This window comes from Bradyrhizobium sp. USDA 376, assembly GCF_054063675.1.
Genome location: NZ_JBSSGN010000001.1, coordinates 2585895 through 2612798 on the forward strand (window position 1 = coordinate 2585895; position 26904 = coordinate 2612798).

At 65.6% G+C, this 26904-nt stretch carries 26 protein-coding genes; 17 read left to right on the top strand and 9 right to left on the bottom strand.

Annotated elements, in window-relative coordinates:
• Positions 1 to 30: 30 nt before the first annotated feature.
• The 4 genes from ACVJ19_RS12165 (at position 31) to ACVJ19_RS12180 (ending at position 5211) form a co-directional block, all read left to right on the top strand.
• The gene (locus ACVJ19_RS12165) at positions 31 to 747 is read left to right on the top strand and encodes an ABC transporter ATP-binding protein (protein ID WP_453948930.1); all 717 of its coding nucleotides are present in this window, start codon (positions 31 to 33) and stop codon (positions 745 to 747) included.
• Positions 744 to 3314, top strand: coding sequence for an ABC transporter permease (locus ACVJ19_RS12170; RefSeq protein ID WP_453948929.1), 2571 nt, complete (start codon positions 744 to 746; stop codon positions 3312 to 3314). The genes ACVJ19_RS12165 and ACVJ19_RS12170 overlap by 4 nt, the downstream gene beginning before the upstream one ends.
• Positions 3315 to 3584: 270 nt before the next feature.
• A complete protein-coding gene (locus ACVJ19_RS12175; protein ID WP_453948928.1) occupies positions 3585 to 4376 on the top strand; it encodes a Bax inhibitor-1/YccA family protein in 792 nt (263 codons plus the stop codon).
• Positions 4377 to 4680: 304 nt separating this feature from the next.
• Positions 4681 to 5211, top strand: a complete 531-nt coding sequence (locus tag ACVJ19_RS12180) for an N-acetyltransferase family protein (protein WP_453948927.1) — start codon at positions 4681 to 4683, stop codon at positions 5209 to 5211.
• 119 nt (positions 5212 to 5330) lie between these two features.
• On the opposite strand, the gene ACVJ19_RS12185 is transcribed toward ACVJ19_RS12180, so the two are convergent.
• The 3 genes from ACVJ19_RS12185 to acnA form a co-directional block, all read right to left on the bottom strand.
• Positions 5331 to 5702 carry a DUF2794 domain-containing protein gene (locus tag ACVJ19_RS12185; protein WP_453948926.1) on the bottom strand — a complete coding sequence of 124 codons (372 nt, stop codon included), beginning with the start codon at positions 5700 to 5702 and terminating at the stop codon, positions 5331 to 5333.
• Positions 5703 to 6331: 629 nt separating this feature from the next.
• The gene (locus tag ACVJ19_RS12190; protein WP_453948925.1) at positions 6332 to 7108 is read right to left on the bottom strand and encodes a DUF1223 domain-containing protein; all 777 of its coding nucleotides are present in this window, start codon (positions 7106 to 7108) and stop codon (positions 6332 to 6334) included.
• A gap of 233 nt (positions 7109 to 7341) precedes the next feature.
• Positions 7342 to 10062, bottom strand: a complete 2721-nt coding sequence (gene acnA / locus ACVJ19_RS12195; RefSeq protein ID WP_453948924.1) for an aconitate hydratase AcnA — start codon at positions 10060 to 10062, stop codon at positions 7342 to 7344.
• A gap of 241 nt (positions 10063 to 10303) precedes the next feature.
• On the opposite strand from acnA, the gene ccmA reads away from it, so the two are divergent.
• The 5 genes from ccmA to ACVJ19_RS12220 all read left to right on the top strand — a co-directional run bounded on the left by ccmA (position 10304) and on the right by ACVJ19_RS12220 (position 13483).
• Entirely contained in the window at positions 10304 to 10906 is a 603-nt protein-coding gene (gene ccmA / locus ACVJ19_RS12200) for a heme ABC exporter ATP-binding protein CcmA (protein WP_453948923.1), read from the top strand.
• 283 nt (positions 10907 to 11189) lie between these two features.
• Positions 11190 to 11858, top strand: a complete 669-nt coding sequence (gene ccmB, locus ACVJ19_RS12205) for a heme exporter protein CcmB (RefSeq protein ID WP_130362890.1) — start codon at positions 11190 to 11192, stop codon at positions 11856 to 11858.
• Between the two features lie 76 nt (positions 11859 to 11934).
• The gene (locus ACVJ19_RS12210) at positions 11935 to 12720 is read left to right on the top strand and encodes a heme ABC transporter permease (RefSeq protein ID WP_453948922.1); all 786 of its coding nucleotides are present in this window, start codon (positions 11935 to 11937) and stop codon (positions 12718 to 12720) included.
• Positions 12717 to 12902, top strand: a complete 186-nt coding sequence (ccmD, locus tag ACVJ19_RS12215) for a heme exporter protein CcmD (protein ID WP_453948921.1) — start codon at positions 12717 to 12719, stop codon at positions 12900 to 12902. The genes ACVJ19_RS12210 and ccmD overlap by 4 nt, the downstream gene beginning before the upstream one ends.
• Positions 12899 to 13483, top strand: a complete 585-nt coding sequence (locus ACVJ19_RS12220; RefSeq protein ID WP_453948920.1) for a DsbE family thiol:disulfide interchange protein — start codon at positions 12899 to 12901, stop codon at positions 13481 to 13483. The genes ccmD and ACVJ19_RS12220 overlap by 4 nt, the downstream gene beginning before the upstream one ends.
• A gap of 92 nt (positions 13484 to 13575) precedes the next feature.
• On the opposite strand, the gene ACVJ19_RS12225 is transcribed toward ACVJ19_RS12220, so the two are convergent.
• Together ACVJ19_RS12225 and ftsY are read right to left on the bottom strand one after the other, a co-directional pair.
• Positions 13576 to 14178, bottom strand: a complete 603-nt coding sequence (locus ACVJ19_RS12225) for a septation protein A (protein WP_183249435.1) — start codon at positions 14176 to 14178, stop codon at positions 13576 to 13578.
• Positions 14179 to 14300: 122 nt separating this feature from the next.
• Positions 14301 to 15245: a signal recognition particle-docking protein FtsY gene (gene ftsY / locus ACVJ19_RS12230; RefSeq protein ID WP_453948919.1), complete on the bottom strand. Its 945-nt coding sequence runs from the start codon at positions 15243 to 15245 to the stop codon at positions 14301 to 14303.
• A 57-nt stretch (positions 15246 to 15302) separates the two neighbouring features.
• Here ftsY and ACVJ19_RS12235 point away from each other — a divergent pair, with 57 nt between their 5' ends.
• The gene (locus ACVJ19_RS12235) at positions 15303 to 16004 is read left to right on the top strand and encodes an RluA family pseudouridine synthase (protein WP_453955103.1); all 702 of its coding nucleotides are present in this window, start codon (positions 15303 to 15305) and stop codon (positions 16002 to 16004) included.
• A 265-nt stretch (positions 16005 to 16269) separates the two neighbouring features.
• Entirely contained in the window at positions 16270 to 17379 is a 1110-nt protein-coding gene (locus ACVJ19_RS12240) for a DUF2336 domain-containing protein (RefSeq protein WP_453948918.1), read from the top strand.
• Positions 17380 to 17573: 194 nt separating this feature from the next.
• Here the strand turns inward: ACVJ19_RS12240 and mtaB are convergent, their stop codons facing one another.
• Positions 17574 to 18827 (bottom strand): tRNA (N(6)-L-threonylcarbamoyladenosine(37)-C(2))-methylthiotransferase MtaB, encoded by a 1254-nt coding sequence (gene mtaB / locus ACVJ19_RS12245; protein ID WP_453948917.1) that lies wholly within the window; start codon positions 18825 to 18827, stop codon positions 17574 to 17576.
• Positions 18827 to 19702 (bottom strand): diaminopimelate epimerase, encoded by an 876-nt coding sequence (dapF, locus tag ACVJ19_RS12250; RefSeq protein ID WP_453948916.1) that lies wholly within the window; start codon positions 19700 to 19702, stop codon positions 18827 to 18829. Before dapF ends, mtaB begins: the two co-directional genes overlap by 1 nt.
• A 236-nt stretch (positions 19703 to 19938) precedes the next feature.
• On the opposite strand from dapF, the gene ACVJ19_RS12255 reads away from it, so the two are divergent.
• Positions 19939 to 20661, top strand: a complete 723-nt coding sequence (locus ACVJ19_RS12255) for a GyrI-like domain-containing protein (RefSeq protein WP_453948915.1) — start codon at positions 19939 to 19941, stop codon at positions 20659 to 20661.
• A 5-nt stretch (positions 20662 to 20666) separates the two neighbouring features.
• Positions 20667 to 21368, top strand: a complete 702-nt coding sequence (locus tag ACVJ19_RS12260) for an SIMPL domain-containing protein (RefSeq protein WP_453948914.1) — start codon at positions 20667 to 20669, stop codon at positions 21366 to 21368.
• Positions 21369 to 21404: 36 nt separating this feature from the next.
• Here the strand turns inward: ACVJ19_RS12260 and ACVJ19_RS12265 are convergent, their stop codons facing one another.
• Together ACVJ19_RS12265 and ACVJ19_RS12270 are read right to left on the bottom strand one after the other, a co-directional pair.
• Positions 21405 to 21815: a hypothetical protein gene (locus ACVJ19_RS12265; protein WP_453948913.1), complete on the bottom strand. Its 411-nt coding sequence runs from the start codon at positions 21813 to 21815 to the stop codon at positions 21405 to 21407.
• A gap of 175 nt (positions 21816 to 21990) precedes the next feature.
• The gene (locus tag ACVJ19_RS12270) at positions 21991 to 23055 is read right to left on the bottom strand and encodes an MBL fold metallo-hydrolase (protein WP_453948912.1); all 1065 of its coding nucleotides are present in this window, start codon (positions 23053 to 23055) and stop codon (positions 21991 to 21993) included.
• A gap of 436 nt (positions 23056 to 23491) precedes the next feature.
• On the opposite strand from ACVJ19_RS12270, the gene ffh reads away from it, so the two are divergent.
• The 4 genes from ffh to trmD all read left to right on the top strand — a co-directional run bounded on the left by ffh (position 23492) and on the right by trmD (position 26887).
• Positions 23492 to 25039, top strand: a complete 1548-nt coding sequence (gene ffh / locus ACVJ19_RS12275; RefSeq protein ID WP_453948911.1) for a signal recognition particle protein — start codon at positions 23492 to 23494, stop codon at positions 25037 to 25039.
• 100 nt (positions 25040 to 25139) lie between these two features.
• Entirely contained in the window at positions 25140 to 25472 is a 333-nt protein-coding gene (rpsP, locus tag ACVJ19_RS12280; RefSeq protein ID WP_166811321.1) for a 30S ribosomal protein S16, read from the top strand.
• A 9-nt stretch (positions 25473 to 25481) separates the two neighbouring features.
• Positions 25482 to 26027, top strand: a complete 546-nt coding sequence (gene rimM, locus ACVJ19_RS12285; protein ID WP_453948910.1) for a ribosome maturation factor RimM — start codon at positions 25482 to 25484, stop codon at positions 26025 to 26027.
• A 104-nt stretch (positions 26028 to 26131) separates the two neighbouring features.
• A complete protein-coding gene (gene trmD / locus ACVJ19_RS12290; RefSeq protein ID WP_453948909.1) occupies positions 26132 to 26887 on the top strand; it encodes a tRNA (guanosine(37)-N1)-methyltransferase TrmD in 756 nt (251 codons plus the stop codon).
• Positions 26888 to 26904 lie beyond the last annotated feature (17 nt).

Sequence of the window (26904 nt, forward strand, 5' to 3'; positions counted from 1 at the left end):
GCGCTATCGGAGTTGCCATATGACCGGACCATGGACACCTATTCCTCTTCGCTTGCCACGACCGCGATGGACACCATCGCCATCTCCAACGTCAATCTCTCATTGGGCACGGGCGCGGCACGCGTTCACATCCTCAAGGACATCAGTCTGCGCGTCGCCCCGGGCGAGACGATCGGCCTGATCGGCCCGTCAGGTTCGGGCAAATCCACGCTGCTGATGGTGATGGCGGGGCTGGAGCGTCCTGATAGCGGAGAGGTGGTGGTCAATGGCACGCCTTTCAATGCCCTCGACGAGGACGCGCTGGCCCGCTTCCGCGGCCGCCAGGTCGGCATCGTCTTCCAGTCCTTCCATCTGATCCCGACCATGACGGCGCTGGAGAACGTCGCCGTGCCGCTCGAGCTCGCGGGCAATCCCGACGCCGCAAAGCGCGCGGCGGAGGAGCTGCAATCGGTCGGCCTCGGCGATCGCCTGCATCATTATCCGACGCAGCTCTCCGGCGGCGAGCAGCAGCGCGTTGCGCTGGCCCGTGCGCTGGCGCCCGATCCCGCCATCCTCGTCGCCGACGAGCCGACCGGCAATCTCGACGAAGCCACCGGAAAGCAGATCGTCGACCTGCTCTTCACCAAGCATGCCGAGCGCGGCATGACCTTGGTGCTGGTGACGCACGATTCCTCGCTGGCGCATCGCTGCGATCGCGTCATCCGCCTGCGCTCCGGGCGCATCGACACGCAGACTGCGCCGGCATGAGCGCTGCTGCCGAACCGTTCGCGAAGCCGAACGCCGTCGCGCTGTCGCTGCGCTATGCGCTGCGCGAATTGCGCGGCGGCCTGCGCGGCTTCTACGTCTTCATCGCCTGCATCGCGCTCGGCGTGATGGCGATCGCCGGCGTTGGCTCGGTCTCGGCGAGCCTGTCCGACGGGCTCGCCCGCGAAGGCCGCACGCTGCTCGGCGGCGACGTCTCCTTCGTGCTGTTCCAGCGCGAAGCCAAGCCCGAGGAGGTCGCGTTCCTGCGCTCGCGCGGCACGGTCTCGACCGCCGCGACCCTGCGCGGCATGGCGCGCTCGGCCGACGGCAAGCTTGCGCTGGTCGAGATGAAGGCGGTCGATGGCACCTATCCGATGCTCGGCCAATTGACGCTGGCACCGCCGCTGCCGATGTCCGACATCCTTGCAGAACGCGACGGCGCGTTCGGCGCCGCCGCCGATCCGACACTGCTGGCGCGGCTTTCGCTGAAGGCCGGCGACCGCGTCACCATTGGATCTGCGACCTTCCAGATCCGCTCGACCGTCGAGGCCGAGCCCGACAAGCTCGCCGGCGGCATCGGCTTCGGCCCGCGCTTTTTGATCAGCGAGGCCGGCCTGCGCGCCACCGGGCTGATCCAGCCCGGCAGTCTGGTGCGCTGGGTCTATCGGGTGAAGCTGCCCGACACAGCCAACAGCGAGCGCGCCACCGAGGCCTTCATCGCGGATGCGCGGAGCGCCGCGCCGCAGGCCGGCTGGGAGATCCGCAGCCGCTCCAATGCCTCGCCGCAGCTGGAGCGCAACATCAGCCGCTTCACGCAATTCCTGACACTGGTCGGCCTCGCCGCTCTGCTGGTCGGCGGCGTCGGCGTCGCCAACGCGGTGAAGAGCCATATCGACCGCAAGCTCGAGGTGATCGCGGCCTTCAAGGCTGTCGGCGCCACCGGCCGGGACGTGTTCGGCATCTATCTGGCGCAGGTGATCCTGCTGGCCGCGATCGGGTCGGTGATCGGCCTTGCGCTCGGCGCCGCGATGCCCTTCGCCATCGTCGGGCTGTTCGGCAAGCTGCTGCCGCTGCCGGTGGTTCCGGCCGTGCATGCCGACGAGCTCGCGCTGTCCTTCGTCTACGGCCTGCTGACCGCGCTCGCCTTCGGCCTGTGGCCGCTCGGGCGTGTGCACGACGTGCCGGTGGCGGCGCTGTTCCGCGACACCATCAGCTCCGAATGGCACCGGCCGCGCCTGGGCTATCTCGTGTTCATGGGCGTCGTGATCGCCCTGCTCGTCGCGGTTGTGATCGGGCTGTCGTTCGACAAGCGCATTGCCGCCGTATTCGTGGCCTCCTCCGTCGTCGTGTTCGCCCTGCTGCGCGGCATCGCCGCCCTGCTGATGACAATCGCGCGGCGGCTGCCGCGGACGCGGCAGCCGATGCTGCGGCTTGCGATCGCCAACATCCACCGGCCGGGCGCGCTGACGCCGTCCGTCGTGCTGTCGCTGGGCCTCGGGCTCGCCGTGCTCGTCACCATCACCCAGATCGACGGCAATCTGCGCCGGCAGTTCCTCGCGGCGCTGCCCGACCGCGCACCGTCCTTCTTCTTCATCGACATCCCGAGCACGCAGGCCGAGCAGTTCGACTTCTATCTGCGCCAGATCGCGCCGGGCGCGAAGGTCGAGGACGTGCCGATGCTGCGCGGGCGCATCGTCGCCGCGCGCGGGGTGCGCGCCGAGGAGCTCAAGCCCACCACGGATTCCGAATGGGTGCTGCAGAGCGACCGCGGCCTGACCTATACCGCCGAGCTGCCGAAGGGGTCCAAGGTGGTCGAGGGCGAGTGGTGGAGCGCGGACTATTCGGGCCCGCCGCTGGTCTCGATGGAGAAGAAGATCGCCGACGGGCTCGGCCTCAAGCTCGGCGACGAGGTGGTGGTCAACGTGCTCGGCCGCGACATCCCGGCGAAGATCAGCAATCTGCGCAACATCGACTGGCAGGGCATGGGCATCAATTTCGTCCTGGTGTTCTCGCCCAACGCCTTCAGGGGCGCGCCCCACACCCACATCGCGACGCTGACGGAAACGGGCGGCGATGCCGCAGGCGACGGCAAGATCATCAAGCAGGTGGCCGACGCCTACCCGATGGTGACGAGCGTGCGCGTGCGCGAGGTGATGGAGACGGTCGGCTCGGTCGTGACCAATCTGGCGCTGGCGATCCGCGGCGCCAGCGCCGTGACCCTGATCTCGGCAATCCTGGTGCTGGGCGGGGCGCTCGCCGCCGGCCATCGTCACCGGGTCTACGATGCGGTGATCCTGAAGACCCTGGGCGCGACGCGGCTGCGGCTGCTCGGCGCCTATGCGCTCGAATACCTCCTGATCGGGCTTGCCACTGCCGTGTTCGGCGTGATCGCCGGCAGCATCGCGGCCTGGATGATCGTGACGCGGCTGATGACGCTCAGCTTTGTCTGGCAGGCCGGCAGCGCGGCCGGCGTGGTGGCGGCCGCGCTGATCGTCACGGTCGGGCTCGGGCTCGCCGGCACGCTGCTGGCGTTGAACAAAAAGCCCGCCACGGTGTTGCGGAATTTGTGACAAATGGTAGCGGGCAGCCGCGCGGTAGCGAAATCGCACGATTCCTGCGATTAACCACGGTCCGCCCGTCTGGATTGTAGCCAAGGGCGACATTCAGCCGCGCGTGGACGGTTGCAGCGAATGTGTTAGTTTCCCACATATCGAATGGGTTCGGAGCCCCGATTGTTAGCCAAAATTTAGTCGGCAGGCAGCGGTATCCGAGATAGAGTTTGACGAACCGGAGGCATGGCGACCCTCATGCCGGACCGGCCAACCAACGGGAATTCGACCATGTCGGACCTAGACCGTAACTACGCTTCTCCTTTCGGCAGGGCCGCCGGGCGTGTAGACGCCGCGACGGTCGATGCCGGCCTGCGCGCATACATGCTGCGCATCTACAACTACATGAGCATTGGCCTCGCCATCACGGGCCTTGCCGCGCTCGGCGTCTACATGGCCGCCGTGACCGACGTTCCGACGGCGGACGCCGTCCGCGTCGGCAAGCTGTTCCTGACGCCGTTCGGCTACGCGATGTTCGTCAGCCCCCTGAAGTGGCTGTTCATGCTCGCGCCGCTCGCGATGGTGTTCGTGATCTCGGCGGGCATCAACCGCCTCGCCCCCTCGACCGCCCAGATCCTGTTCTGGGTGTTCTCGGCGCTGATGGGCATCTCGCTGTCGTCGATCTTCCTGGTGTTCACGCACACCTCGATCGTGCGGGTGTTCTTCATCACCGCGGCGACCTTCGGTGCGCTCAGCCTCTACGGCTACACCACCAAGCGTGATCTGACCGGCATGGGCTCGTTCCTGTTCATGGGCCTGATCGGCATCATCATCGCAAGCCTGGTGAACCTGTTCCTGGCGAGCTCGATGCTGCAGTTCATCGTGTCGGTGGTCGGCGTGCTGGTGTTCGCGGGCCTCACCGCCTGGGATACGCAGCGGCTGAAGAACGACTACATCTACGGCTACGCTTCGGCCGGCGGTGAGATCGCAGAGCGTGCGGCCATCACCGGCGCGCTGTCGCTGTACCTGAACTTCATCAACCTGTTCACGCTGCTCCTGCAGCTCCTCGGCCAGCGCGACTAAGCGATAGACCCGAGCGAACGACACGAACCCCGGCCGAGAGGCCGGGGTTTTTGTTTTTGGGCCTCGGTGGCAGCCACATACTCGGTGTCATCGCCCGCCTTGTGCGCAATTGCGCACTGGGGCGGGCGATCCAGTACTCCGTGACGCCGGTGATTGAATCGAGAGGCCGCAGCGTACTGGATTCCCCGCCTTCGCGGGGAATGACAGCGGAGGAGATGGAGGTCGCTCCGCCCGCAATGACGGAGGATGTGGGATGCACCCAGGCCCCTTCCAGCGCCCGCGGGAAGCCTCTAATCTTCCCCTCATGTCCGCACCTGAAATCAGGCCCACAACCGAGGCCGACCTTCCCGCCATCACCGCCATCTACCAGCAGGCCGTCCGCGAGGGCACGGCGACGTTCGAGCTGGACCCGCCCGACCTTGCCGAGATGACGCGCCGCTACCGCGCGCTGGTCGACGGCGGCTATCCCTATTTCGTCGCGATCCTCGACGGGCGCGTCGCCGGATACGCCTATGCCGGGGCCTACCGGCCGCGGCCGGCCTACCGCTTCACGGTGGAGAACTCGATCTATCTCGACCCGTCCTTCCACCGCCGTGGCGTCGGCTCAAAGCTGCTGGAGCGGCTGATCACCGAATGCGAGGCGCGCGGTTTCCGCCAGATGATCGCTGTCATCGGCGATTCCGCCAATGCCGGCTCGATCGGCGTGCACACCAAGGGCGGCTTCAAGATGATCGGTACGCATCCCAATGTCGGGCTGAAATTCGGCCGCTGGCTGGATACGGTGATGATGCAGCGCGACCTCGGCGAGGGCGCGCGCACGGTGCCAGCCAAATAGCTCGGTCTCGTAGGGTGGGCAAAGCAATAGCGTGCCCACCATGTTGCTCGGCGATTGGGGAATGAATGGTGGGCACGGCGCTTTGCGCCTTTGCCCACCCTACGGCACCGTTCGTGCTGCTACACCACAGCCAGCTTGCGATCGATCACCAGCAGCACGCGCTCGAGCTCGTGGCCGCGGCGCAGGATCAAACCCGTCGCCGAGATCACGCTGTACATGCCCTGCTTGCGCGCGAGGCGCGGATCCTTCTCGATGCGATAGATCGGCACTTCCGAGGCGCGGCGATAGACCGAGAACACCGCGCGATCCCTGAGAAAGTCGATGGCGTAGTCACGCCACTCGCCGTCGGCAACCATGCGGCCGTAGAGATTGAGAATACGATGCAGCTCGAGCCGGTTGAAGGTCACCCGGTTCGACTGCGCGTTCGCAGCGGCGGGGCGCACCGCCGCGCGCTGCCCGCTCGGATCGGCATCCTCCGGCATCAGGCTCATGGGAAGCGCCTCCTCATCGCACAACATGACCGCGTCCGCGAAAACCGTCCCCGGAACCCGCGGATCATGACAGTTGCATGATTGCGCCAACCGCTGTTCTCCGCAAGGCCTCTCGATGGAACCCGGAAAAGAGGCCCAAGAGCCGAACGGCTCAACCGATGGAATCGGATGCGAACCAGACCACACGCAGGGGTGGAACTCTGTCGCGACGAACCGTCACGGGATCGTGCGCAAGAATCTTAGTCTCGCCGCTTTTCCGCCAAGCGCCTGCCGCCCTGCATTGCGAAAAGACGGGTGTGCGTTGACCCGGTCCTTTCGGTTCCGGATTCCTCAGCCCCCAGCCCCCCGGGGTCGAACAGGATCGGGTCTGTACGCGCGACAAGGAGGGCCAACGCGAGTTGGTCCTTTTTTGTTTGTGTCGGGATGTTTCCGGCCGCGACAAACCTTCCCCGCCACCGCTGCGCAAACTCTCTCCCCTCATCCTGAGGGCCGCGCTCTTCGCGCGGCATCTCGAAGGATGCGAGGCCACGCTGCATCAGCGGGGCCTTACATGGTTCGAGACGCGCGCAAGGGCGCGCTCCTCACCATGAGGGTTGAGAGCAGAGTGCGACGCTCAAGAGAAATTCGAATCAGTGCAGCGAGGTGTACGCCGCGCCGAGCATCGGGCCCGGCTTCTCGCGGCTGCCGTCCTGGACATAGACCACCGCGCCGTCGACGCCGTCGCGCGTGAGGTTCTCCAGCGGCACCGTCCAGCTTTCCGGACGGCCGGTCCAGTCGCCGACCTTGAGCAGGTTGCGCACCACGTTGTGATAGGTGATCTGCTGTCCGCGATTTTCGCCCTTGGCGATCGAGATCGGCACCGACTTGGCGATCGAGCAGATCCAGACCTCGCCGTGCGAGACCGCCGGCTCCTTGCTCGCGGCCACCGACACGTTAATCTGCTTGCCCGAGAGCGACATCGTCACCGGCACGCTCATCACGCCGGTGCCCTTGTCGGTCTTGCCGATCGCGCTTTCGATGCCGGCGCGATCGCTGCCGATGACATGCGTCGAGCCATTCACCACGACCTGCGGCGTGTAGACCTCGCGGTCGCCGCGCATGCGTGAATAGGCACGCTGCCGTGCAGAGAAACGCGAATCCGCCAGCGTGTCCTTCCAGCCGAGATAGTCCCAATAGTCGATCGGCATGCTCAGCGCGATGATCGAGGGATCGCTGGAGAGATCGCCGATGATCTTGTCGGCGGGCGGGCAGGACGAGCAGCCCTGCGAGGTAAACAATTCGACAACGGCGCGGGGATCGGCGTGGGCGGGACGGATGACGGCGACGATCGCACAGATGCCGAGTGCTCCCGACCAGAGGGCACCGGACCAACGTGAAATCAGGGGAGAAGCCGTCATTGTTGTCATGTCGAACGCCGCACACCAAAGCTCGTGGGAGGGGGAATCTTATCGATTGATGGTCACCGTAGTCTTACGGGGCGCGGCCTGCTCAACCATCCAGGAAACCGTGCAAAGCCGAGTTTCCGCCGGATGGGCCCATCCAAAGCATGCCGCAAACGCGCGAAGGCGGCCTTGTGATAGGCCGCCTTCGTTTAACCTTCTACTCACGTCGCAGTGAGCCACCGTTCACAAATTCGCGCTTAGGCCGCGAGCTTGCGCAGCACATAGTGCAGAATGCCGCCGTTCCGGTAGTAGTCGAGCTCGTCCAGCGTATCGATGCGGCAGAGCAGCGAAACGCGCTGCAACGAACCGTCGCCGGAGACGATCTCCGCGGTCAGCTTCTGACGCGGCTTCAGATCGCCGACGAGGCCGCGCAGCGTGACCTTCTCGTCGCCTTTGAGGCCCAGCGACGACCAGGAGGTGCCGTCCTCGAAGGTCAGCGGCAGCACGCCCATGCCGACCAGGTTGGAGCGATGGATGCGCTCGAAGCTCTGGCAGATCACGGCGCGCACGCCGAGCAGACGCGTGCCCTTCGCGGCCCAGTCGCGCGAGGAGCCGTTGCCGTATTCGGCGCCGGCGAACACCACCAGCGGCACCTGCTCCTGCTGGTACTTCATCGCGGCGTCGTAGATCGACATCTGCTCGCCGTCGGGCCAGTGCTTGGTGAGACCGCCCTCGGGGATGTTGCCGTCCGCGCCCTTCAGCATGAAGTTCTTGATGCGGATGTTGGCGAAGGTGCCGCGCATCATCACTTCATGGTTGCCGCGACGCGTGCCGTACTGATTGAAGTCGGCGGGGCGCACCTGGTGCTCGCTGAGATACTTGCCCGCGGGCGAGGTGAGCTTGATCGAACCGGCCGGCGAGATGTGGTCGGTGGTGATCTTGTCGCCGAACATGGCGAGGATGCGCGCCTCGACGATGTCGGTGACCGGCTCCGGCTCCTTCTTCATGCCTTCGAAATAGGGCGGGTTCTGCACATAGGTCGAAGACATGTTCCAGCGATAGGTCTCGCTCTCGACGGTCTTGATCTTGCGCCAGTTGGTGTCGCCCTTGAACACGTCGGCATACTTCTTCTTGAAGATCGACGCAGTCACGAACTTCTTCATGAAGGCGTTGATCTCCTTCGTCGTCGGCCAGATGTCCTTGAGGTAGACCGGCTTGCCGTCCTTGCCCTCGCCGATCGGCTCGACGGCGAGATTCTTCGTCACGCTGCCCGCGAGCGCGTGGGCGACGACGAGCGGCGGCGAGGCCAGATAGTTCGCCTGCACGTCCGGCGAGACGCGGCCTTCGAAGTTGCGGTTGCCGGAGAGCACGGCCGCGGCGACGATGCCGTTGTCGTTGATCGACTTCGAGATCTCCTCCGGCAGCGGACCGGAATTGCCGATGCAGGTGGTGCAGCCGAAACCAACCAGGTTGAAGCCGACCTTGTCGAGATCGGCCTGGAGACCGGAATCGGCGAGATAGCCCGCGACCACCTGGCTGCCCGGGGCGAGCGAGGTCTTCACCCACGGTTTTGCCTTGAGGCCCTTCGCAGCGGCGTTGCGCGCCAAGAGGCCCGCGCCGATCAGCACGCTCGGGTTCGAGGTGTTGGTGCAGGAGGTGATCGCGGCGATCACGACGTCGCCATGGCCGATCTCAAAATTCTTGCCTTCGACGGCAAAGCGCTTCTTCGGCTCCTCGGCTTTCTTGTACTCGGTGCCGAGCGCAACCGAGAAACCTTCGGCGACCGACGGCAGCGCGATGCGGCCTTCGGGACGCTTCGGACCGGCCATCGACGGCACGACGTCGGCAAGGTCGAGCGTCAGCGTTTCCGTGAACACCGGATCCGCCGACTTGGCGGTGCGGAACAGGCCTTGCGCCTTGGCATAGGCCTGCACCAGCGCGACGCGCGGCGCCGCACGGCCGGAGGTCTTGAGGTAATCGATCGCGGCAGCGTCAACGGGGAAGAAGCCGCAGGTCGCGCCGTATTCGGGCGCCATGTTGGCGATCGTGGCCTTGTCCGCGACGGAGAGGTTGTCGAGGCCCGGGCCGAAGAATTCGACGAACTTGCCGACGACACCGAGCTTGCGCAGCATCTGCGTGACGGTCAGCACGAGGTCGGTCGCGGTGACGCCTTCCTTCATCGCGCCCTTCAGCTTGAAGCCGACGACGTTGGGCAGCAGCATCGACAGCGGCTGGCCGAGCATGCAGGCTTCCGCCTCGATGCCGCCGACGCCCCAGCCGAGCACGGCGAGACCGTTGACCATGGTGGTGTGGGAGTCAGTGCCGACCAGCGAATCGGGATAGGCGACCTCGAAGGTGCCGGTCTTCTTGCCGACCGTCATCTTCTCCTTCTTGGTCCAGACCGTCTGGGAGAGATATTCGAGATTGACCTGGTGGCAGATGCCGGTGCCGGGCGGCACGACGGAGAAGTTCGAGAACGCCTTCTGGCCCCACTTCAGGAACTCGTAGCGCTCCTGGTTCTGCTTGTATTCCTCGGCGACGTTCTTGCCGAAGGCCTTGTTGTCGCCGAAGAAGTTCACGATCACGGAGTGGTCGATGACGAGATCGACCGGCACCAGCGGATTGATCTTCTCGGCGTCACCGCCGAGCTTCTGCATGGCATTGCGCATTGCGGCCAGATCGACCACGGCCGGAACGCCCGTAAAATCCTGCATCAGCACGCGGGCCGGGCGGAACGCGATCTCATGCTCCAGCGACTTCTTGCGCAGCCATTTCGACACCGCGACGATGTCCTCCTTCTTGACCGAGCGGCCGTCCTCGTTGCGCAGGAGGTTCTCGAGCAGGACCTTCATCGAATAGGGGAGTTTCGAAATTCCCTTCAGACCATTCTTCTCGGCCGTGGGCAGGCTGTAATAGACATAGGTCTTGGCGCCGACCTTGAGGGTCTTTTTGCATTTGAAGCTGTCGAGCGAGGTCATGTAGGAAATCCCAATTGTTAGTTATACCCGGCAGGGTATTTTAACACCGTCAGCGTAGCAGGCTGGGTCGCTTGCAGGGGCAGGTTGAGTTGCTGCATCAAGTAGTTCCGGGCTTATAGAAGCTTTCTAACCGCGCCGCCACAGCCACAATCGTGCCGCAGCAATTGCTGAGCCAAAAATTCCCATGCGCTACCCCAAGATTTCCTGAGGCCTGGCTTTGAGCGGATTGGACCAAGGCAAGATGCAGCTGTCCGGACGCGGGGTCGCCTGCGTGCGCGGCGGGCGCGAGGTGTTTTCCGGGCTCGATTTCGAGGCGGCCTCCGGCGAGGCGGTGGCGGTGACGGGTCGCAACGGGTCGGGCAAGACGTCACTGCTGCGGCTGATCGCGGGCCTGCTCATTCCCGCCGGCGGGACGATCGTACTGGACGGGGGCGACACCGAAATGACGCTGCCCGAGCAATGCCACTATCTCGGCCATCGCGACGCCCTGAAGCCGGCGCTGAGCGTTAAGGAAAATCTGGCATTCTGGGCCGATTTTCTCGGCGGCGAGCGTTCTGACGCCGCCGCGAGCCTCAAGGCCGTCGGCCTCGACCACGCCACCCATCTGCCCGCGGCCTTCCTGTCCGCCGGCCAGCGCCGCCGGCTCTCGCTGGCCCGGCTGCTCACTATCAGGCGCCGGATCTGGCTGCTGGACGAGCCGACCACCGCACTGGACGTAGCCGGCCAGGACATGTTCGGCGGCCTGATGCGCGAGCACCTGGCCCGCGGGGGCATGATCATCGCCGCCACCCACGCGCCGCTCGGGATCGATTCGCGGGAGCTGCGGATCGGGGGTGCGGCGTGAAGATGGCGGACCCTCAGCTTTCCAAGCGGCCAGGCGAAGCTCTCGCACCCGGGACGCAGCCGTCGCCGCGGGCTCCCTCGCCTCTCCCGCTTGCGGGAGAGGTCGGCATAGGCGGCCCTTGGCCGCCGTTTCTTAAGAACGCCGATGCTTTGCATCGGCTATGGCGCCGGGTGCGGGATCTCTCCTCTGGGGGAGTCTTCGTTGTCGAGACACCCTCTCCCCAACCCTCCCCCGCAAGCGGGGGAGGGAGCGCACCGCCTTTGGGGCACGAAGGGAGCACCCCATGACGGCCCTGTCCGCCCTGATCCGCCGGGATATCAGAATCGCGCTCCGCGTCGGCGGCGGGGCGCTGATCGGCGTGCTGTTCTTCCTAACCGTGGTGGTGCTGATGCCGTTCGCGGTGGGGCCGGACCTGGCGCTGCTGTCGCGGCTGGGACCGGCGATCCTCTGGCTCGGCGCGCTCCTGGCGAGCCTGCTCACCCTGGACCGGCTGTTCATGGCCGACCACGAGGACGGCTCGCTCGACCTGATCACGATGAGCCGGACCCCGCTGGAACTGGCCTGCGCCGCCAAGGCGCTGGCGCATTGGCTGGCCGCCGGCCTGCCGCTGATTGTCGCAACCCCGGTGCTCGGCCTGTTGCTGAACCTCGACATGGTCGCAACCGGCGCGGTGGCACTGACGCTCTTGGCGGGCACGCCGGCCCTGACCTTCACCGGCATGATCGGCGCCGGGCTGGCGGTGACGCTGCATCGGGGCGGGCTGCTGATGGCGGTGCTGGTGCTGCCGCTGTCGATTCCCGTGCTGATCTTCGGCGTTGCCGCCTCGCAGGCCGCGATCGTCGGTCCCATGACGTTCGGGGCGCCGTTCTCGATCCTGTGCGCGCTGTCGCTGGTCAGCCTCGTGGTCGGGCCCTTCGCGGCGGCGGCGAGCCTGCGGCATGGGCTGGACTGACCTTGACCCCGATCAACTTTCGCTGCCCACTTTTATGCTGATTGCGTGAGCAGCCCCCGGTGATTATCAGGATACCATGACGCTGATCGACCTCGCCAACCCCACGCGGTTCCTCGCGCTGACAACGCGGGTGTTGCCGTGGCTTGCGGCCGCGACCGTCATCCTGCTCGCCGTCGGCCTCTATCAATCCGCGCTTGCGCCCGACGACTACCAGCAGGGCGCGACCGTCAAAATCATGTTCATCCACGTGCCCAACGCGTGGCTGTCGATGTTCGTGTGGGGCGTGATGAGCATCGCCTCATTGGGCACGCTGGTTTGGCGGCATCCGCTCGCCGACGTCGCCGCAAAAGCGGCGGCTCCCATCGGCGCCAGCTTCACCTTCCTCGCGCTGCTCACGGGCTCGCTGTGGGGCCGGTCGATGTGGGGCACCTATTGGGAATGGGACGCGCGGCTGACTTCGGTGCTGATCCTGTTCCTGATGTATCTCGGCCTGATGGCGCTGTGGCGTGCGGTCGACGATCCCTCGCGCGCGGCGCGCGCCGCCGCGGTGCTGACCCTGGTCGGCGCGATCAACCTGCCGATCATCAAGTTCTCGGTCGACTGGTGGAACACGCTGCACCAGCCGGCCTCGGTGATGCGCATGGGCGGCTCGACGCTCGACAAATCCTTCCTGATTCCGCTTTTGGTGATGGCGATCGCCTTCACGCTGCTGTTCGTCACGCTGCATCTGGCGGCGATGCGCAACGAGATCCTGCGCCGCCGTGTCCGCTCGCTGCAGATGATGCAGGCGAGCCGCGTCGCGTTTTCGAGCGAAGTCGGCACCGGTCCGCGTGAAGAAAACGTGTCAACAGGGGCCGCATGATCATGTCGCTCGGCCCCTACGCATCCTTCATCGTAACGTCCTATGCCGCTGCGGCCCTCGTGATCGCGATCCTGATCGGCTGGATCGTACTCGATTATCGCAGCCAAACGCAGCGCTTGCGCGAGCTCGACCGTAGCGGCGTCACCCGCCGCTCGGGCCGCAGCGCGATGGACGCGTCATGAGCAATCAATCGACCTCCGGCGCGCCGCAGCGCCGCACCTTCCTCATGGTGCTGCCGCTGATCGCTTTCATCGCCCTGGCGCTGTTGTTCTGGTTCCGGCTCGGCAGCGGCGATCCCTCGCGGATTCCCTCCGCGCTGATCGGCAGGCCCGCGCCTCAGACCGCGCTGCCGCAGCTCGAGGGATTGCAGGACAACGGCGCACAGGTGCCGGGGCTCGATCCCGCCGCGTTCAAGGGCCAGGTCAGCCTCGTCAACGTCTGGGCGTCATGGTGCGTGCCCTGTCATGACGAAGCACCGCTCTTGACCGAACTCGCCAAAGACAAGCGCTTCCAGCTCGTCGGCATCAACTACAAGGACGCGGCCGACAACGCGCGCCGCTTCCTCGGGCGCTACGGCAACCCGTTCAGCCGCGTCGGCGTCGACGCCAACGGCCGCGCCTCGATCGAATGGGGCGTCTACGGCGTGCCCGAAACCTTCGTCGTCGGGCGCGAGGGCACCATCGTCTACAAGCTGGTCGGCCCGATCACGCCGGACAATCTGCAGAAGGTGTTGCTGCCGCAGATGGAGAAGGCGCTGAAGTAATCACCGTCATTCCGGGGCGGCTCGCAGAGCCGAACCCGGAATCTCGAGATTCCGGATTCACGCTTCGCGTGCTCCGGAATGACATGAAAGAGCTATCCCTTCCGCACGTCCCCCGCCTCGGCCTCGCTGGTCTCCAGCGACACCGGCTCGAGGTGGTAGCGCTTGGTCAGCGGCATCTGGGCGATGGCGAAGATCATCGTGATCGGGGTGACGCCGAACACCTTGAAGTTCACCCAGAAATCCGTGCTCTGGGTGCGCCAGACGATCTCGTTCAGCACCGCCATGCCGGCGAAGAACAGCGCCCAGCGCAGCGTGAGGATGCGCCAGCCCTGCGGCGTCAGGTTGAACATCTGGTCGAACATCACGGCGATGAAGGAGCGGCCGAACAACAAGCCGCCGCCGAGGATCGCGGCGAACAGGCCATAGATGATGGTCGGCTTGACCTTGATGAAGGTCTCGTCGTGCAGCACCAGGGTCAGCGTGCCGAACACCAGCACGATCACGCCCGTCACGATCGCCATGATCGGGATGTGGCGCGTCACCACATAGGAGGCGGCCATCGCCGCGACGATCGCGACCATGAAGGCGCCGGTCGCGGCGAACAGGTTGAACTTCGCATTGACGAAGAAGAACACGAGCAGCGGACCGAGCTCGGTCGCAAGCTTGAACAGCGGATGCGGCTGGGTCTTGTCCATTCTCTCTTCCGTCTCTCCCATCCTTCGAGACGACCGCTTCGCGGTCTCCTCAGGATGAGGACCTCTTATGTGGCACGACCTCATCCTGAGGAGCCGCGCAAGCGGCGTCTCGAAGGATGAAGCTATTCGATTCCGGCGATCGCGCGGGCGAAATCGCGCGCGGTGAACGGCGCGAGGTCGTCGACGCCTTCGCCGACGCCGATGAAGTGCACCGGCAGTTTGAACTTCTCCGCGAGCGCCACCAGGATGCCGCCGCGCGCGGTGCCGTCGAGCTTGGTCATCACGAGGCCGGTGACCCCGGCGGTGCGATGGAAGGCTTCGACCTGGGACAGCGCGTTCTGGCCGACAGTAGCATCCAGCACCAGCAGCACGGCATGCGGCGCAGTGTCATCCACCTTGCGGATCACGCGCACGACCTTTTCGAGCTCGTTCATCAGCTCGGCCTTGTTCTGCAGCCGGCCGGCGGTGTCGATCAGGAGCACGTCGATGTTCTGCTCCTTCGCGGCGGTGAGCGCGTTGAAGGCGAGGCTGGCCGAATCCGAACCTTGCGCGCCCGCGATGACCGGCGTCTTGGTCCGCTCGCCCCAGACCTTGAGCTGCTCGATCGCTGCGGCACGAAACGTGTCGCCGGCGGCGAGCATCACCTTGCGGCCTTCGGATGCGAATTTCTGCGAGAGCTTTCCGATGGTGGTGGTCTTGCCGGAGCCGTTGACGCCGACCACGAGGATCACGAACGGCTTCCTGGCCGCATCGATCTCGAGCGGCTTTGCCACCGGCGACAGCACCTTCTCGACCTCGGTCGCAACGACGTCCTTGACTTCGTCCGCCGAGATCGCCTTGTCGTAGCGTCCCGCGCCGACGGCATCCGCGATCCGCACCGCGACGGAGGTACCGAGGTCGGCGCGCAAGAGCACGTCCTCGATGTCGTCGAGCATGGCGCGGTCGAGCTTGCGCTTGGTGACGAGGTCGGCGACCGCGGTCCCGAGCGAGGACGAGGTGCGCTTCAGCCCGTTGGACAGGCGGCGCCACCAGCTCAGCTTGGGGGTGTCGGAGGTGGTATCGTTCATGGTGGCGTGTTAGCCGTTCCGGCTCGCAAACGAAAGCCTTGACCGAAAGTCTTGCAATTGCTCGATGTTCCCGAATTGACCGCCGACGAGATCCAGGCCCGCGTGCTCCATCGCGACGGGCTGATGCTGATCATCGACAAGCCGGCCGGCCTGCCGGTGCATCGCGGCCCCAAGGGCGGCGCCAATCTGGAGGACTCCTTCGACGCGCTCCGCTTCGGCCTGCCGCGGCCGCCGGTGCTGGCCCACCGGCTGGACAAGGACACCTCCGGTTGCCTCGTGCTCGGGCGCCATCGCAAGGCGACAGCATCGCTGGGCCTGCTGTTCAAGCATGGCAAGATCGGCAAGACCTACTGGACCGTGGTCGAGGGCGGCCCTGCCGAAGATGAAGGCACGATCGACATGCCGCTCGGCCGGCTCAATGCCGAACGCGGATGGTGGCAGAAGCCCGACCCGGACGGGCAGAAGGCCATCACCAACTGGAAAGTGATGGGCCGGGGCGACGGTTTCACCTGGCTCGCCATGGAACCGGTGACCGGGCGGACCCATCAATTGCGGGTGCATTCGGCCGAGAGCGGATGGCCGATCTTCGGCGATAACATTTACGGCAACGGCCCGCGCTTTGGCGAGCCGCGCCTGCATCTGCACTCTCGCGAGATCGTGGTGCCGATCTCCCGGAACAAGGAGCCGGTCCGCGTGGTGGCCCCGGCCCCGCCGCATATGCACGAGAAGCTCCGCGCCTGCGGCTGGAATGGGGAATAGCGGCGGTGTTGCTTAACCTCTCCCGCTCGCGGGAGAGGTCGCGCCGAAGGCGCGGGTGAGGGCTCTCTCCTCTTGGGGAGTCTCACCGCGGAGACACCCTCTCCCCAACCCTCTCCCGCAAGCGGGAGAGGGAGCACAGCGCCGCTGCGGCCGGCACCTCGTTCTCATCCGCGCCATGGTTTACGAAACGTTCAGTGCTCGCCTCTAATGATAACGGTTGCTTAGAACAAGCTTCCGTCAATCCGCTCAGGACGAGCCGCGCGTCATGCCCAAGGCCGAGCTATCGATCATCGACGAGGTCGAATCCGCACTTCGGATCGGCTCGCCGGAAAAGGGCCTGGAAACGGCGCGGCGCGTCACCGACCTGTTCCTGTCCTCCGCCGGCAGTTTCAGCGACGAGCAGATCGCGCTGTTCGACGACGTGCTCGAGCGTCTGATCCGCACCATCGAGCTGCGCGCCATTGCCGACATGGGTGCACGCGTCGCGCTGGCCGAGATCAGCGCGCAGCTTGCGCCGATCGCGCAGGCGCCGCCCTCGGTGATCCGCCGCCTCGCCAACAATGACGAGATCCGCATTGCCGGCCCCGTGCTGCAGGAATCCGCGCGCCTCGACGACGGCGAGCTGGTGAAGATCGCCTCCAATAAGGGCGAGCCGCATCTGCTCGCGGTCGCCGGCCGCTGGTGGCTGAAGGAGATCGTCACCGATGCGCTGCTGGCGCGGCGCTATCCCAGCGTCAGCCGGCGGCTCGCCGCCAATCCCGGCGCGCGCGTCTCCGGAAACGGATTCGCCGTCATCGTCGGCCAGGCCGAAAGCGATCCCGAGCTCGCCGTCAGCGTCGGCGTCCGTGTCGACCTGCCCTCGGATATGCGCCGCCGGCTGCTGCGCTCGGCGACGGATGTGGTGCGCACGCGCCTGTTGTCGCGCGCGCCGCCGCACCTGTTCGAGGAGATCCAGAGCGCGATTGCCGCCGTCACCGTCGGCGTCGAGCGCGAGATGTCGGGCGTTCGCGATTTCGAAGGCGCCAAGCGCGCCATCGCGGGCCTCAAGGCCACCGGCCAGCTCAACGAGGCGACGCTGTCCGGCTTTGCCAGACAGCGACGCTATGAGGAGACCGCCGCCGCCCTGGCGGCGTTGTCCGGATCGACCGTCGAGGTGATTCGACCGCTGATGCAGAGCCTGCGCGAGGACGGCCTCCTGGTGCCGTGCAAGGCGGCGCAGCTCAGCTGGGAAACGACAGCCGCCGTGCTCGAAAGCCGTTTTGCGACCGGTGCGATGAAGCCGGCCGACCTTGCCAAGGCGCAGGGGCATTACGCAAGAATGACGGCGGAGAATGCACGGCGCACGCTGCGGTTCTGGCAGGTCAGGGCGTCGTAGCAGAGCGCGTTTGGGGCGTGCTACGGGTCAAATATTCCGCTGTCGTCCTGGCGAAAGCCAGGACCCATTACCACCGGCCCTGGTTTTGCGAAGGCTGGTGGTTATCAATCGCATACAACAATTCCGCCCTGGGGTAATGGGTCCTGGCTTTCGCCAGGACGACGTTGGGGATGCAGTTGTGGGATGACCGCAGATTACGTCGTCAGCCGCTCGCCATCACTGCCGGCGATCATCACCGGCACGATGCTTCCCACGCGCTCGCCCGCAATCGCCACCGGCAGATAGTGCTCGGTGCGGCCCTGCCCCGCGCTCTCGATCAGCACCTCGCGCGTTGCGCCGATCTCGGCTTGCAGCCGCTGCCGCAAGGCCACTTCACCAGCCGCACGAAGTCGCTTCGCACGCTCCTTGATCACGCCGCCCGCAACCTGCGGCATCCGCGCGGCGGGCGTGCCGGGGCGCGGGGAATAGGGGAAGACGTGCAGGAACGTGAGGCCGCATTCCTCGACGAGGTCGAGCGAGCGCGAGAACATCTCCTCGGTCTCGGTCGGGAAGCCCGCGATGATGTCGGCACCGAAGGCGATATCCGGGCGCAGGCGGCGGACCTGGTTGCAGAACGCGATCGCATCCTGCCGCAAGTGCCGCCGCTTCATGCGCTTCAGGATCATGTCGTCGCCTGACTGCAGCGACAGATGCAGATGCGGCATCAGGCGCGCGTCGTCGGCGATGGCGTCGAGCAGATCGGCATCGGCCTCGATCGAATCGATCGAGGAGATCCGCAGGCGCTTCAATTCCGGCACATGCCGCAGGATCTGCCTCGTCAGCATGCCGAGTTTTGGTGCGCCCGGCAGGTCAGCACCATAGCTGGTGAGATCGACGCCGGTCAGCACGATCTCGGCATGGCCGCGCTCGGTCAGCGCCCGCACCTGATCGACCACTGCACCCATCGGCACCGAGCGCGAATTGCCGCGGCCGAACGGTATGATGCAGAAGGTGCAGCGATGGTCGCAGCCGTTCTGCACCTGCACGAACACGCGCGGCAGGCCGCTGGCAAAGCCGTCGATCAGATGCGGCGCCATCTCCCTGATAGCCATGATGTCGCTGACGGCGATCTTCTCGCTGGCGCCGATGTCGAAAGCATTACGCGTTTGCTGCCATGCAGATGCGCGCATCTTGTCGTCATTGCCGACGACGCGATCGACCTCGGCCATATCGGCGAACATCTGGCTTTGCGTCTGCGCCGCGCAGCCGGTGACGACGATGCGTGCCTCGGGGCGCTCGCGCTTCAATTTGCGGATCGACTGGCGCACCTGCGCGACCGCCTCGTTGGTGACGGCGCAGCTGTTGATGACGATGGTATCGGAAAGCCCCGCGCCCTCCGCCTCGCGGCGCATCACCTCGGCCTCGAAGGCATTGAGGCGGCAGCCGAAGGTGACGATCTCGACGGTCATTACCCGACCGGCGCGAACAGCGCCGGATCGAAATTGCCCTCATATTCGAAGGTCGCCGTGCCCGTCATCAGCACGTGATCGTCGCGCTCGCGCCATTCGATGCCGAGCTTGCCGCCGGGCAGGGTGATCTCGACCTTGCGCGCGGCGCGCTTCAGGCGCCCGGCCGCAACGGCGGTGGCGCAAGCCGCCGAACCGCAGGCCCTCGTCAAACCAGCACCGCGCTCCCAGGTGCGGATCGTGATGTGCTCGCGATCGACGATATGGGCGAGCGTGATGTTGGCGCGCTCGGGGAAGATCGGATGATTTTCGAGCAGCGGACCGAAGCGGCCGAGATCGTAGGCGTTGACGTCGTCGACCCAGAACACCGCGTGCGGATTGCCCATGCTCACCACTGAGGGCGAATGCAGAATGGGATTATCGATCGGCCCGATCTGCAATTCGATGTAGCGGGTGTCGCGAAACTCTTCCGCCAGCGGAATGTCCTGCCAGCCGAACTTTGGCGCGCCCATGTCCACCGTGTAGAGATCAGCCGCCGGACCCTGCCAGGCATTGAGCAGGCCCGCGGCGGTCTCGAACGTCGCCGTGGCCTGCCCGGTCTTCTCGAAGATGCGGCGGACCACGCAGCGCATGCCGTTGCCGCAGGCGCCGGCCTCCGAGCCGTCATTGTTGTAGATGCTGATGAAGGCCTCGGTGCCGTCGAGCCGCGGCTTCTGCAGCACCATGAGCTGGTCGTAGGGCACGCCGCCTTGCGCCGACGCCACGGCGCGGGCATCGTCCGGCGTCACCCGGCCTGCGGAATCGCGCATGTCGACAACGACGATCTCGTTGCCGATGCCGTTCATCTTGGCAAATGCGTGGTTGGCCAGCGCGCTCATGAAAATTCCCGAATTTCGCCTGCCTTATATGGCGATCCTTGCCTGCTTGGCCAGTGATTTGCCACCGCTAGCAGGACATCTGCCATGACGCATCTGTCATGGGACGAATTCGGCGCTCGCGTGTTAGAACGGCGCGGCTCGCGCGAACCGGGACGCGCGGCCGGGTTAAGGCCTTGGTGGGTAAGGTCTTGATGAATTGAGGCCCTGGCGGACCGGGGGCCTTGGGGAGAATAGTAATGACCAGTTTTCGTCGTCTCGCTCTGGCCGCGCTGATCCCGGCAGCGGCCTTGTCGCTTGGCCTGTCCGAGGTTCTGGCGCAGTCCCCGAGCCCGGCGCCCGCCGCCTCTGCAAGCCCGGCGCCATCGGCATCGCCCTCCCCGGCCGCGAGCGCGTCGCCCGCCCCTGTCGCAACACCGTCGCCGGCGGCCAGCGCCTCGCCCTCACCGAGCCCGACCGTCCCGCCGGCTGCGGCCGCCACTCCTGCCCCGGTGCAGACTGCCGATCCCTTCGGCCTCGAGACCACGCTCGAGCCAAAGAAGGTCGTGATGGTCAAGGGCACTGCCAATTGGGATTCCGCCTTCGACACGCTGATCGACGCCTTCAAGGCGCTGAACACGCTGCTGGACAAGCAGGGCATCAAGCACGCCGGCAATTCGATGATCGTCTACACCTCGACGGATGACACCGGCTTCACTTTCCTCGCCGAGATCCCGGTCGATCAGGATCCCAAGAACCTGCCCAAGGACATGAGCGTCGGCAAATCGCCGGAGGGCAAGGCGCTGAAATTCGTCCATCGCGGCTCCTACGACAACATGGACAACACCTATGAGGCGATCACCAATCACCTCGACGACAAGAGACTGGAAGCCAAGGACACCTTCATCGAGGAGTACCTCACCGATCCCCTGAAGACGGCCGAGGACAAGCTCGTGATCAATGTTTTCGTGCCGCTGAAGTGAGACTGATGAAAAAGCCTGCCGTACTCGCCGCCGTCTTTGCCATCACGCTGCTGGCCGCGCCCGCGCGCGCCGACGATTTTCCCGCCGCGATCTCGGTGAACGGCGAAGCCACCGTATCGGTGGCGCCTGATCTCGCGCAGATCGACGCCGGTGTCGCCAATGACGCCAAGACGGCGAAAGAAGCTTCCGATGCCAACAACGCCGCGATGGGCAAGGTGCTGCTGGCGCTGAAGGGCGCCGGCATCGCCGAGAAGGATTACCAGACTTCGCGGCTCTCGCTGCAGCCGCAATACGGCCAGAACAAATCCACCGGCGCCTCGCCCGTAACAGGCTTCCGCGCCTCCAACCGCGTCACCGTGAAGATCCGCGACGTGACCAAGGTGGCCGGCATCATCGACACGCTGGTCGGCGCCGGCGCCAACGACATCGGCAATATCTCGTTCGAGGTGACGCAGGCCTCGAGGCTGCTCGACGACGCGCGCGAGCAGGCGGTGGCCGACGCCCGGCGCAAGGCGGAGATCTATGCGAAGGCCACCGGCGTGACGCTTGGCGCGCCGCTGAGCGTGTCGGAAGGCGGCGCCCCGGTGCCGCTGTTCAAGGCGCGGATGGCAACGGCGCCGATGGCCGCGCCGGCGGCGGTTGCGCCGGGCGAGGAAACGCTGTCGGTGACGGTGAATGTGAGCTGGGCGATCAAGGCGGGGCAGTAACCTCTTTCGTAAGAGGCACATCGCCGCAACACCTAATCAATCATTCGCGCTGATATCAGTAAAAAGGAACCCCGCCGGCGTCTTGGTAAAGACGAAGATGAGCTCGCCGCAGAAGACGAAGTAACTGTCGTTCTTATAATCATCGCGATCGTAGACGGCCTTGCCGCGCTGGATGCACGCGCGATTTTTCGCCGTGAACGAGGTCCGATAGGTCTTGGCGCCAAATTGCGCGGCGTCGCGAATTGCGTTGTCGTTCATGAACGGCAATCGTGTCATACCGGCGACGGCGACGGAATCGTTTGCCTTCAGCGCCGCGCGAAACTTCTCGATGAAGCCATCGAATTCCTTCTGCAAGGCAGGAGAAGCGACGGCGTTCTTCGCCTGGACGACGGCTGGAGCAAGGTTCACGAGAGCGGTTGCAAGCACAATTCTCAGCAAAAATCCCACAGGCCGGCTCCATCCATCGATCAATCAAGGTCTTCCGACCGAAAGAAATCCATGGTGTTTTGTTGCGTCATGGGCTTTCTGGTTCAACGGCGCAGAGCCGCACGAACTTGTCGCGATAGGACCAAAGCGACATTGCTTTCGTCGCATCACGCCGCCGGGTTTACGGGTACACGACCTAAATCTCCACCACCTGCCCGGGCTTCATCGCCACAAACCGCTCCTGCGGAATCTTCGCGGCATCGAGCGCTTCCACCAGCGCCTTGGCCGGCGCGTCGATTGCTTCGTCCGTCAGCTGGAACGTGCCGTGGTGATGCCCTAGCGCGGCCTCGGCGCCGCAATCGGCCAATGCCTTCACGGCGTCCTCGGGATTCATGTGCTGGTCACGCATGAACCAGCGCGGCTCGTAGGCCCCGATGGGGAGGATGGCGAGGCGCAGCTTTCCGTGCTTCTCGGCGACGCGGCGGAAATGCCGGCCATCGCCATAGCCGGAATCGCAGACCACGTAGATTTTCCCCGCCGGTGTCTCCAAGACGAAACTCGCCCACAGTGCCTTGTTGCGGTCGAACAGGCCGCGCGCGGTCCAGTGCCGGGTCGGCACGAGATGCACGGCGACGCCTTCGCCGAGCTCGACGCGGTCGTGCCAGTCGAACGCCTCCGCCCTGATCGTGGGATCTACGCCGCGCATCGTCACGTCGTTGCCGAGCGGGGTGACCACGCGCGGGCCGAAATTCTTGGCGAGCCGCGACAGCGTCGCCATGTCGAGATGGTCGTAATGGCCGTGCGAAACCAGCACGACGTCGACTTTCGGCAGCTTCTCGAAGGCGATGCCGGGATCGTTGTGCCGCTTCGGCCCGGCAAAGTTGACCGGCGACACCCGCGACGACCAGACGGGATCGACCAGGATGTTGAGGCCGCCGGCCTGGATCAGCCAGCTGGCGTGGCCGACGAAGGAGAGCCGCACCTTGCCGCCATCGACCCGCTCCGGCGGCGTGTCGGCATGGGGGCTCGGAACCCAGTCCGGCCAGGCCGCCCGCTGCCGCTTGCCGCTGAACTGCCAGCGCAGCACCTCACGAAGCGATTTTGGCGGCGCGCCGTCCGGATCGAAGAAGTGCAGACCGTTGAAATGGTCGGAGGCGGGGCCGTCGTAGGTCTTCATGCGGGACATCCAGAGGGAGGGGACGCCGACCAGCGCACCGGCTCCGGCAAGCAGTCCGAAAAGGCGGCGACGGGTGACCGGCACGGGCGAGCTTCTAGGGATGGTCGGGGTGGTAAGACATCACCGCCTATATGGGCGGGGCCGGCGGAAAAGGAACCCGTCGCCAAAAATACTTTATTTTCATAGTCTTATCTTACAAAAGGCGCCCCGGCACCCTAACTTTCCTTGACTTTTGGGCGGGAGCGGCGTTTAACCCCGCCACTTTCTCGGAAAGGCTTTCTTTTCGACCCGCCGACCGGCCCTCGAGGCCGGAGGTCAACGCCCGACAGCGCTGTGCGCCCTCGGGCGCAAAGGTGTTTGGTTTTCTGCTCCCTCGCCCCGCTCTTGCGGGGAGAGGGTCGGGGTGAGGGGCTCTCTCCGCGTGTGATGCGCGTAGATGGTCCCGTACCCCCTCACCCGCCGCCCAAGAGGGCGGCGACCTCTCCCCGCAGGCGGGGAGAGGTAAAGAAGGACAACGGCATTGTTCGACAATCTGTCGGAACGGCTTGGTGGCATTCTCGATCGTCTGACGGGGCGCGGTGCGCTGACCGAAAAGGACGTCGACGCCGCGATGCGCGAGGTGCGCCGCGCGCTGCTGGAGGCCGACGTCGCGCTCGAAGTGGTGCGCAGCTTCACCGAGCGCGTGCGCGAGCAGGCGATCGGCGCCACCGTCGTCAAGTCGGTCACACCCGGCCAGATGGTGGTCAAGATCGTCCATGACGAGCTGATCAACACGCTCGGCGCCGAAGGCCAGACCATCGACGTCAATTCGGTGCCGCCGGTGCCGATCATGATGGTCGGCCTGCAAGGCTCCGGCAAGACCACCACCACCGCAAAGCTCGCCCGCCGCCTGGTCCAGCGTGACAAGCGCAAGGTGCTGATGGCCTCGCTCGACGTCTATCGCCCGGCGGCGATGGAGCAGCTGGCCGTGCTCGGCCGCGACCTCGACATTCCGACCCTGCCGATCGTGGCAGGGCAGCAGCCGCCGCAGATTGCGAAGCGCGCGCTGGAAGCCGGCAAGCTCGGCGGCTACGACATCGTGCTGCTCGATACCGCCGGCCGCACCACGCTCGACGAAGAGATGATGGCGGAGGCGGCGGCGATCAAAGCCGCGGCCAATCCGCACGAAGTGCTGCTGGTCGCCGACAGCCTCACCGGCCAGGACGCGGTGAACCTCGCGCGCTCGTTCGACCAGCGCGTCGGCCTCACCGGCATCGTGCTGACTCGCGTCGACGGCGACGGCCGCGGCGGTGCTGCGCTGTCGATGCGCGCGGTCACCGGCAAGCCGATCAAGCTGATCGGCACCGGTGAAAAGACCGATGCGCTGGAGGATTTCCACCCTGATCGTATCGCCGGCCGCATCCTCGGCATGGGCGACGTGGTCTCGCTGGTCGAACGCGCCGCCGCCAATATCGACGCCGAGAAGGCCGCGCGCACCGCCGAGCGCATGCGCAAGGGTCAGTTCGACCTCAACGACATGCGCGAGCAGCTGTTGCAGATGTCCAACATGGGCGGCATCAGCGGCCTGATGGGCATGATGCCCGGCATCTCCAAGATGAAGAACCAGATCGCGGCGGCCGGCATCGACGACAAGATTTTGAAGCGCCAGGTCGCGATCATCGATTCCATGACGCGCGACGAGCGCCGTCATCCGGATCTGCTCAAGGCCAGCCGCAAGAAGCGCATCGCTGCAGGAAGTGGCCAGAGCGTCGAGCACGTCAACAAGCTGCTCAAGATGCACCGGAACATGGCCGACGTGATGAAGGCCATGGGCTCGGGCAAGCGCGGCCCGCTCGCCGGCATCGCGCAGGCGATGGGCTTTGGCGGCGGCATGAAGATGCCCTCGCCCGAAGAGATGAAGGCGATGCAGGAGAAGATGCAGAGCGGCGGCGGACAAGGCCTGCCGAATTTGCCGAAGGATCTGCCGGCCGGTCTTCGCCAAGGTCTGCCGAACCTTCCCGGACTGACCGGGCTGAGCGGCAAGCCGACGCTGCCGGGCCTCGGCGGTTTCCCGGGCAAGAAGAAATGAGGAATTCGTCGCACGGGATCTCAACCGGTCTCGCGTGACGCGGAATACCAATCAACCGAACAAAACGTACTTTGCAAACCGTACTTCGAAGGAGAACTGAATGTCCGTCGTTATCCGCCTCGCCCGCGCAGGCACCAAGAAGCGTCCCGTCTATCACGTCGTCGTCGCTGACTCGCGTTTCCCCCGCGATGGCCGCTTCATCGAGCGTCTCGGCTATTTCAACCCGCTGCTGCCGAAGGACAACGAGACCCGTCTGAAGCTCGACATGGAGAAGGTGAAGGCCTGGCTCGCCAAGGGCGCGCAGCCGTCCGACCGCGTGTCCCGCTTCCTCGACGCCGCCGGCGTCAAGAAGCGCGAAGCGCGCAACAACCCCGAGAAGGCCGTGCCGCGCAAGGAGCGCAAGGCGCAGGCCGAAGCCGCCGCGAAGGGCTAAGGCTAGATCATGTCGGCGCTGGTCTGCGTCGCGCGGATCGGCGCCGCGCATGGTGTGCGCGGTGCGGTCAAACTATGGACCTTCACGGAGGATCCGTTTGCCGTGAAGCGCTACGGTCCGCTTCTCGCCAAGGACGGCAAGCGCCAGTTCGAGGTTGCGACGGCGCGCGAGGCGAAAGACCATCTGGTCGCGACGTTCAAGGGCGTCACGACCCGCGATGAGGCCGAGCGCCTCAACGGCATCGAGCTCTACGTCGCGCGCGAAAAACTGCCCGCGACGGACGAGGACGAATATTACCACACCGATTTGATCGGGCTCGCCGCCGTCACCACCGACGGCGAGGCGCTCGGCCGCGTGCTCGCTATCCATAATTTCGGCGCCGGCGACATCATCGAGATCGCGCCTCTCAAGGGCACGACGATGCTGCTGCCGTTCTCCAATGCGGTGGTGCCGGAGGTCGATCTCAAAGGCGGCCGTGTCGTGATCGAGCTGCCGCAGGAGATCGAGGGCGACGATCCCTCCGCGAGTCGTCCCGGCGAAGGCCGGGACCCATAACCACAAAGCGTGGTTTTGGCTAAGCTGATCGCTCCAGCCATCGCAAAACCAGCTGCGGTGGCTATGGGTCCCGGCCTTCGCCGGGACGACGAGATCGGGAAACAATGACCCACCCCTCACCCTGGCGCGCGACGGTGCTGACGCTGTTTCCCGAGATGTTTCCGGGACCGCTCGGCGTGAGCCTGGCCGGCCGGGCGCTGGCCTCGGGGCTGTGGGAGATCGAGGCGCGAGACATCCGCGCCTCCGCCACCGACCGCCACCGCAGCGTCGACGACACCCCCGCCGGCGGTGGCCCGGGCATGGTGCTGCGGGCCGATGTTCTGGCAGCCGCCATCGATGCGGCCGGGATCGGCCCGGAGCGGCCTCGCCTCCTCATGAGCCCTAGGGGTCGGCCATTGACCCAGGCCCGCGTCGCCGAGCTCGCCCAGGGGCCCGGCCCGCTGATCGTCTGCGGGCGGTTCGAGGGGATCGACCAGCGAGTGATCGACGCTCGGGGCCTGGAGGAGGTCTCGATCGGCGATTACGTGCTCTCCGGGGGCGAAATCGCAGCATTGGCCCTGATCGACGCCTGCGTCCGGCTGCTGCCGGGGGTGATGGGCAAGGAAGCCTCGGGAACCGAGGAAAGCTTCTCCGACGGCCTGCTCGAATACCCCCAATACACCCGCCCGCAGCTGTTCGAGGGGGTCCCTATCCCGGACATCCTGACCTCGGGCGACCACGCCAAGGTTGCTAGCTGGCGGCGGGCGCAATCCGAGGCGCTGACAGAAGCCCGACGGCCGGATTTATGGGCCCAAATCCCGCCCAAGCCCCCGAATCGCCCCCGTCGCCAAAAAACGCCAAAAAACAAGACAGACGGGTGACAAACGCTCCGGCTTGC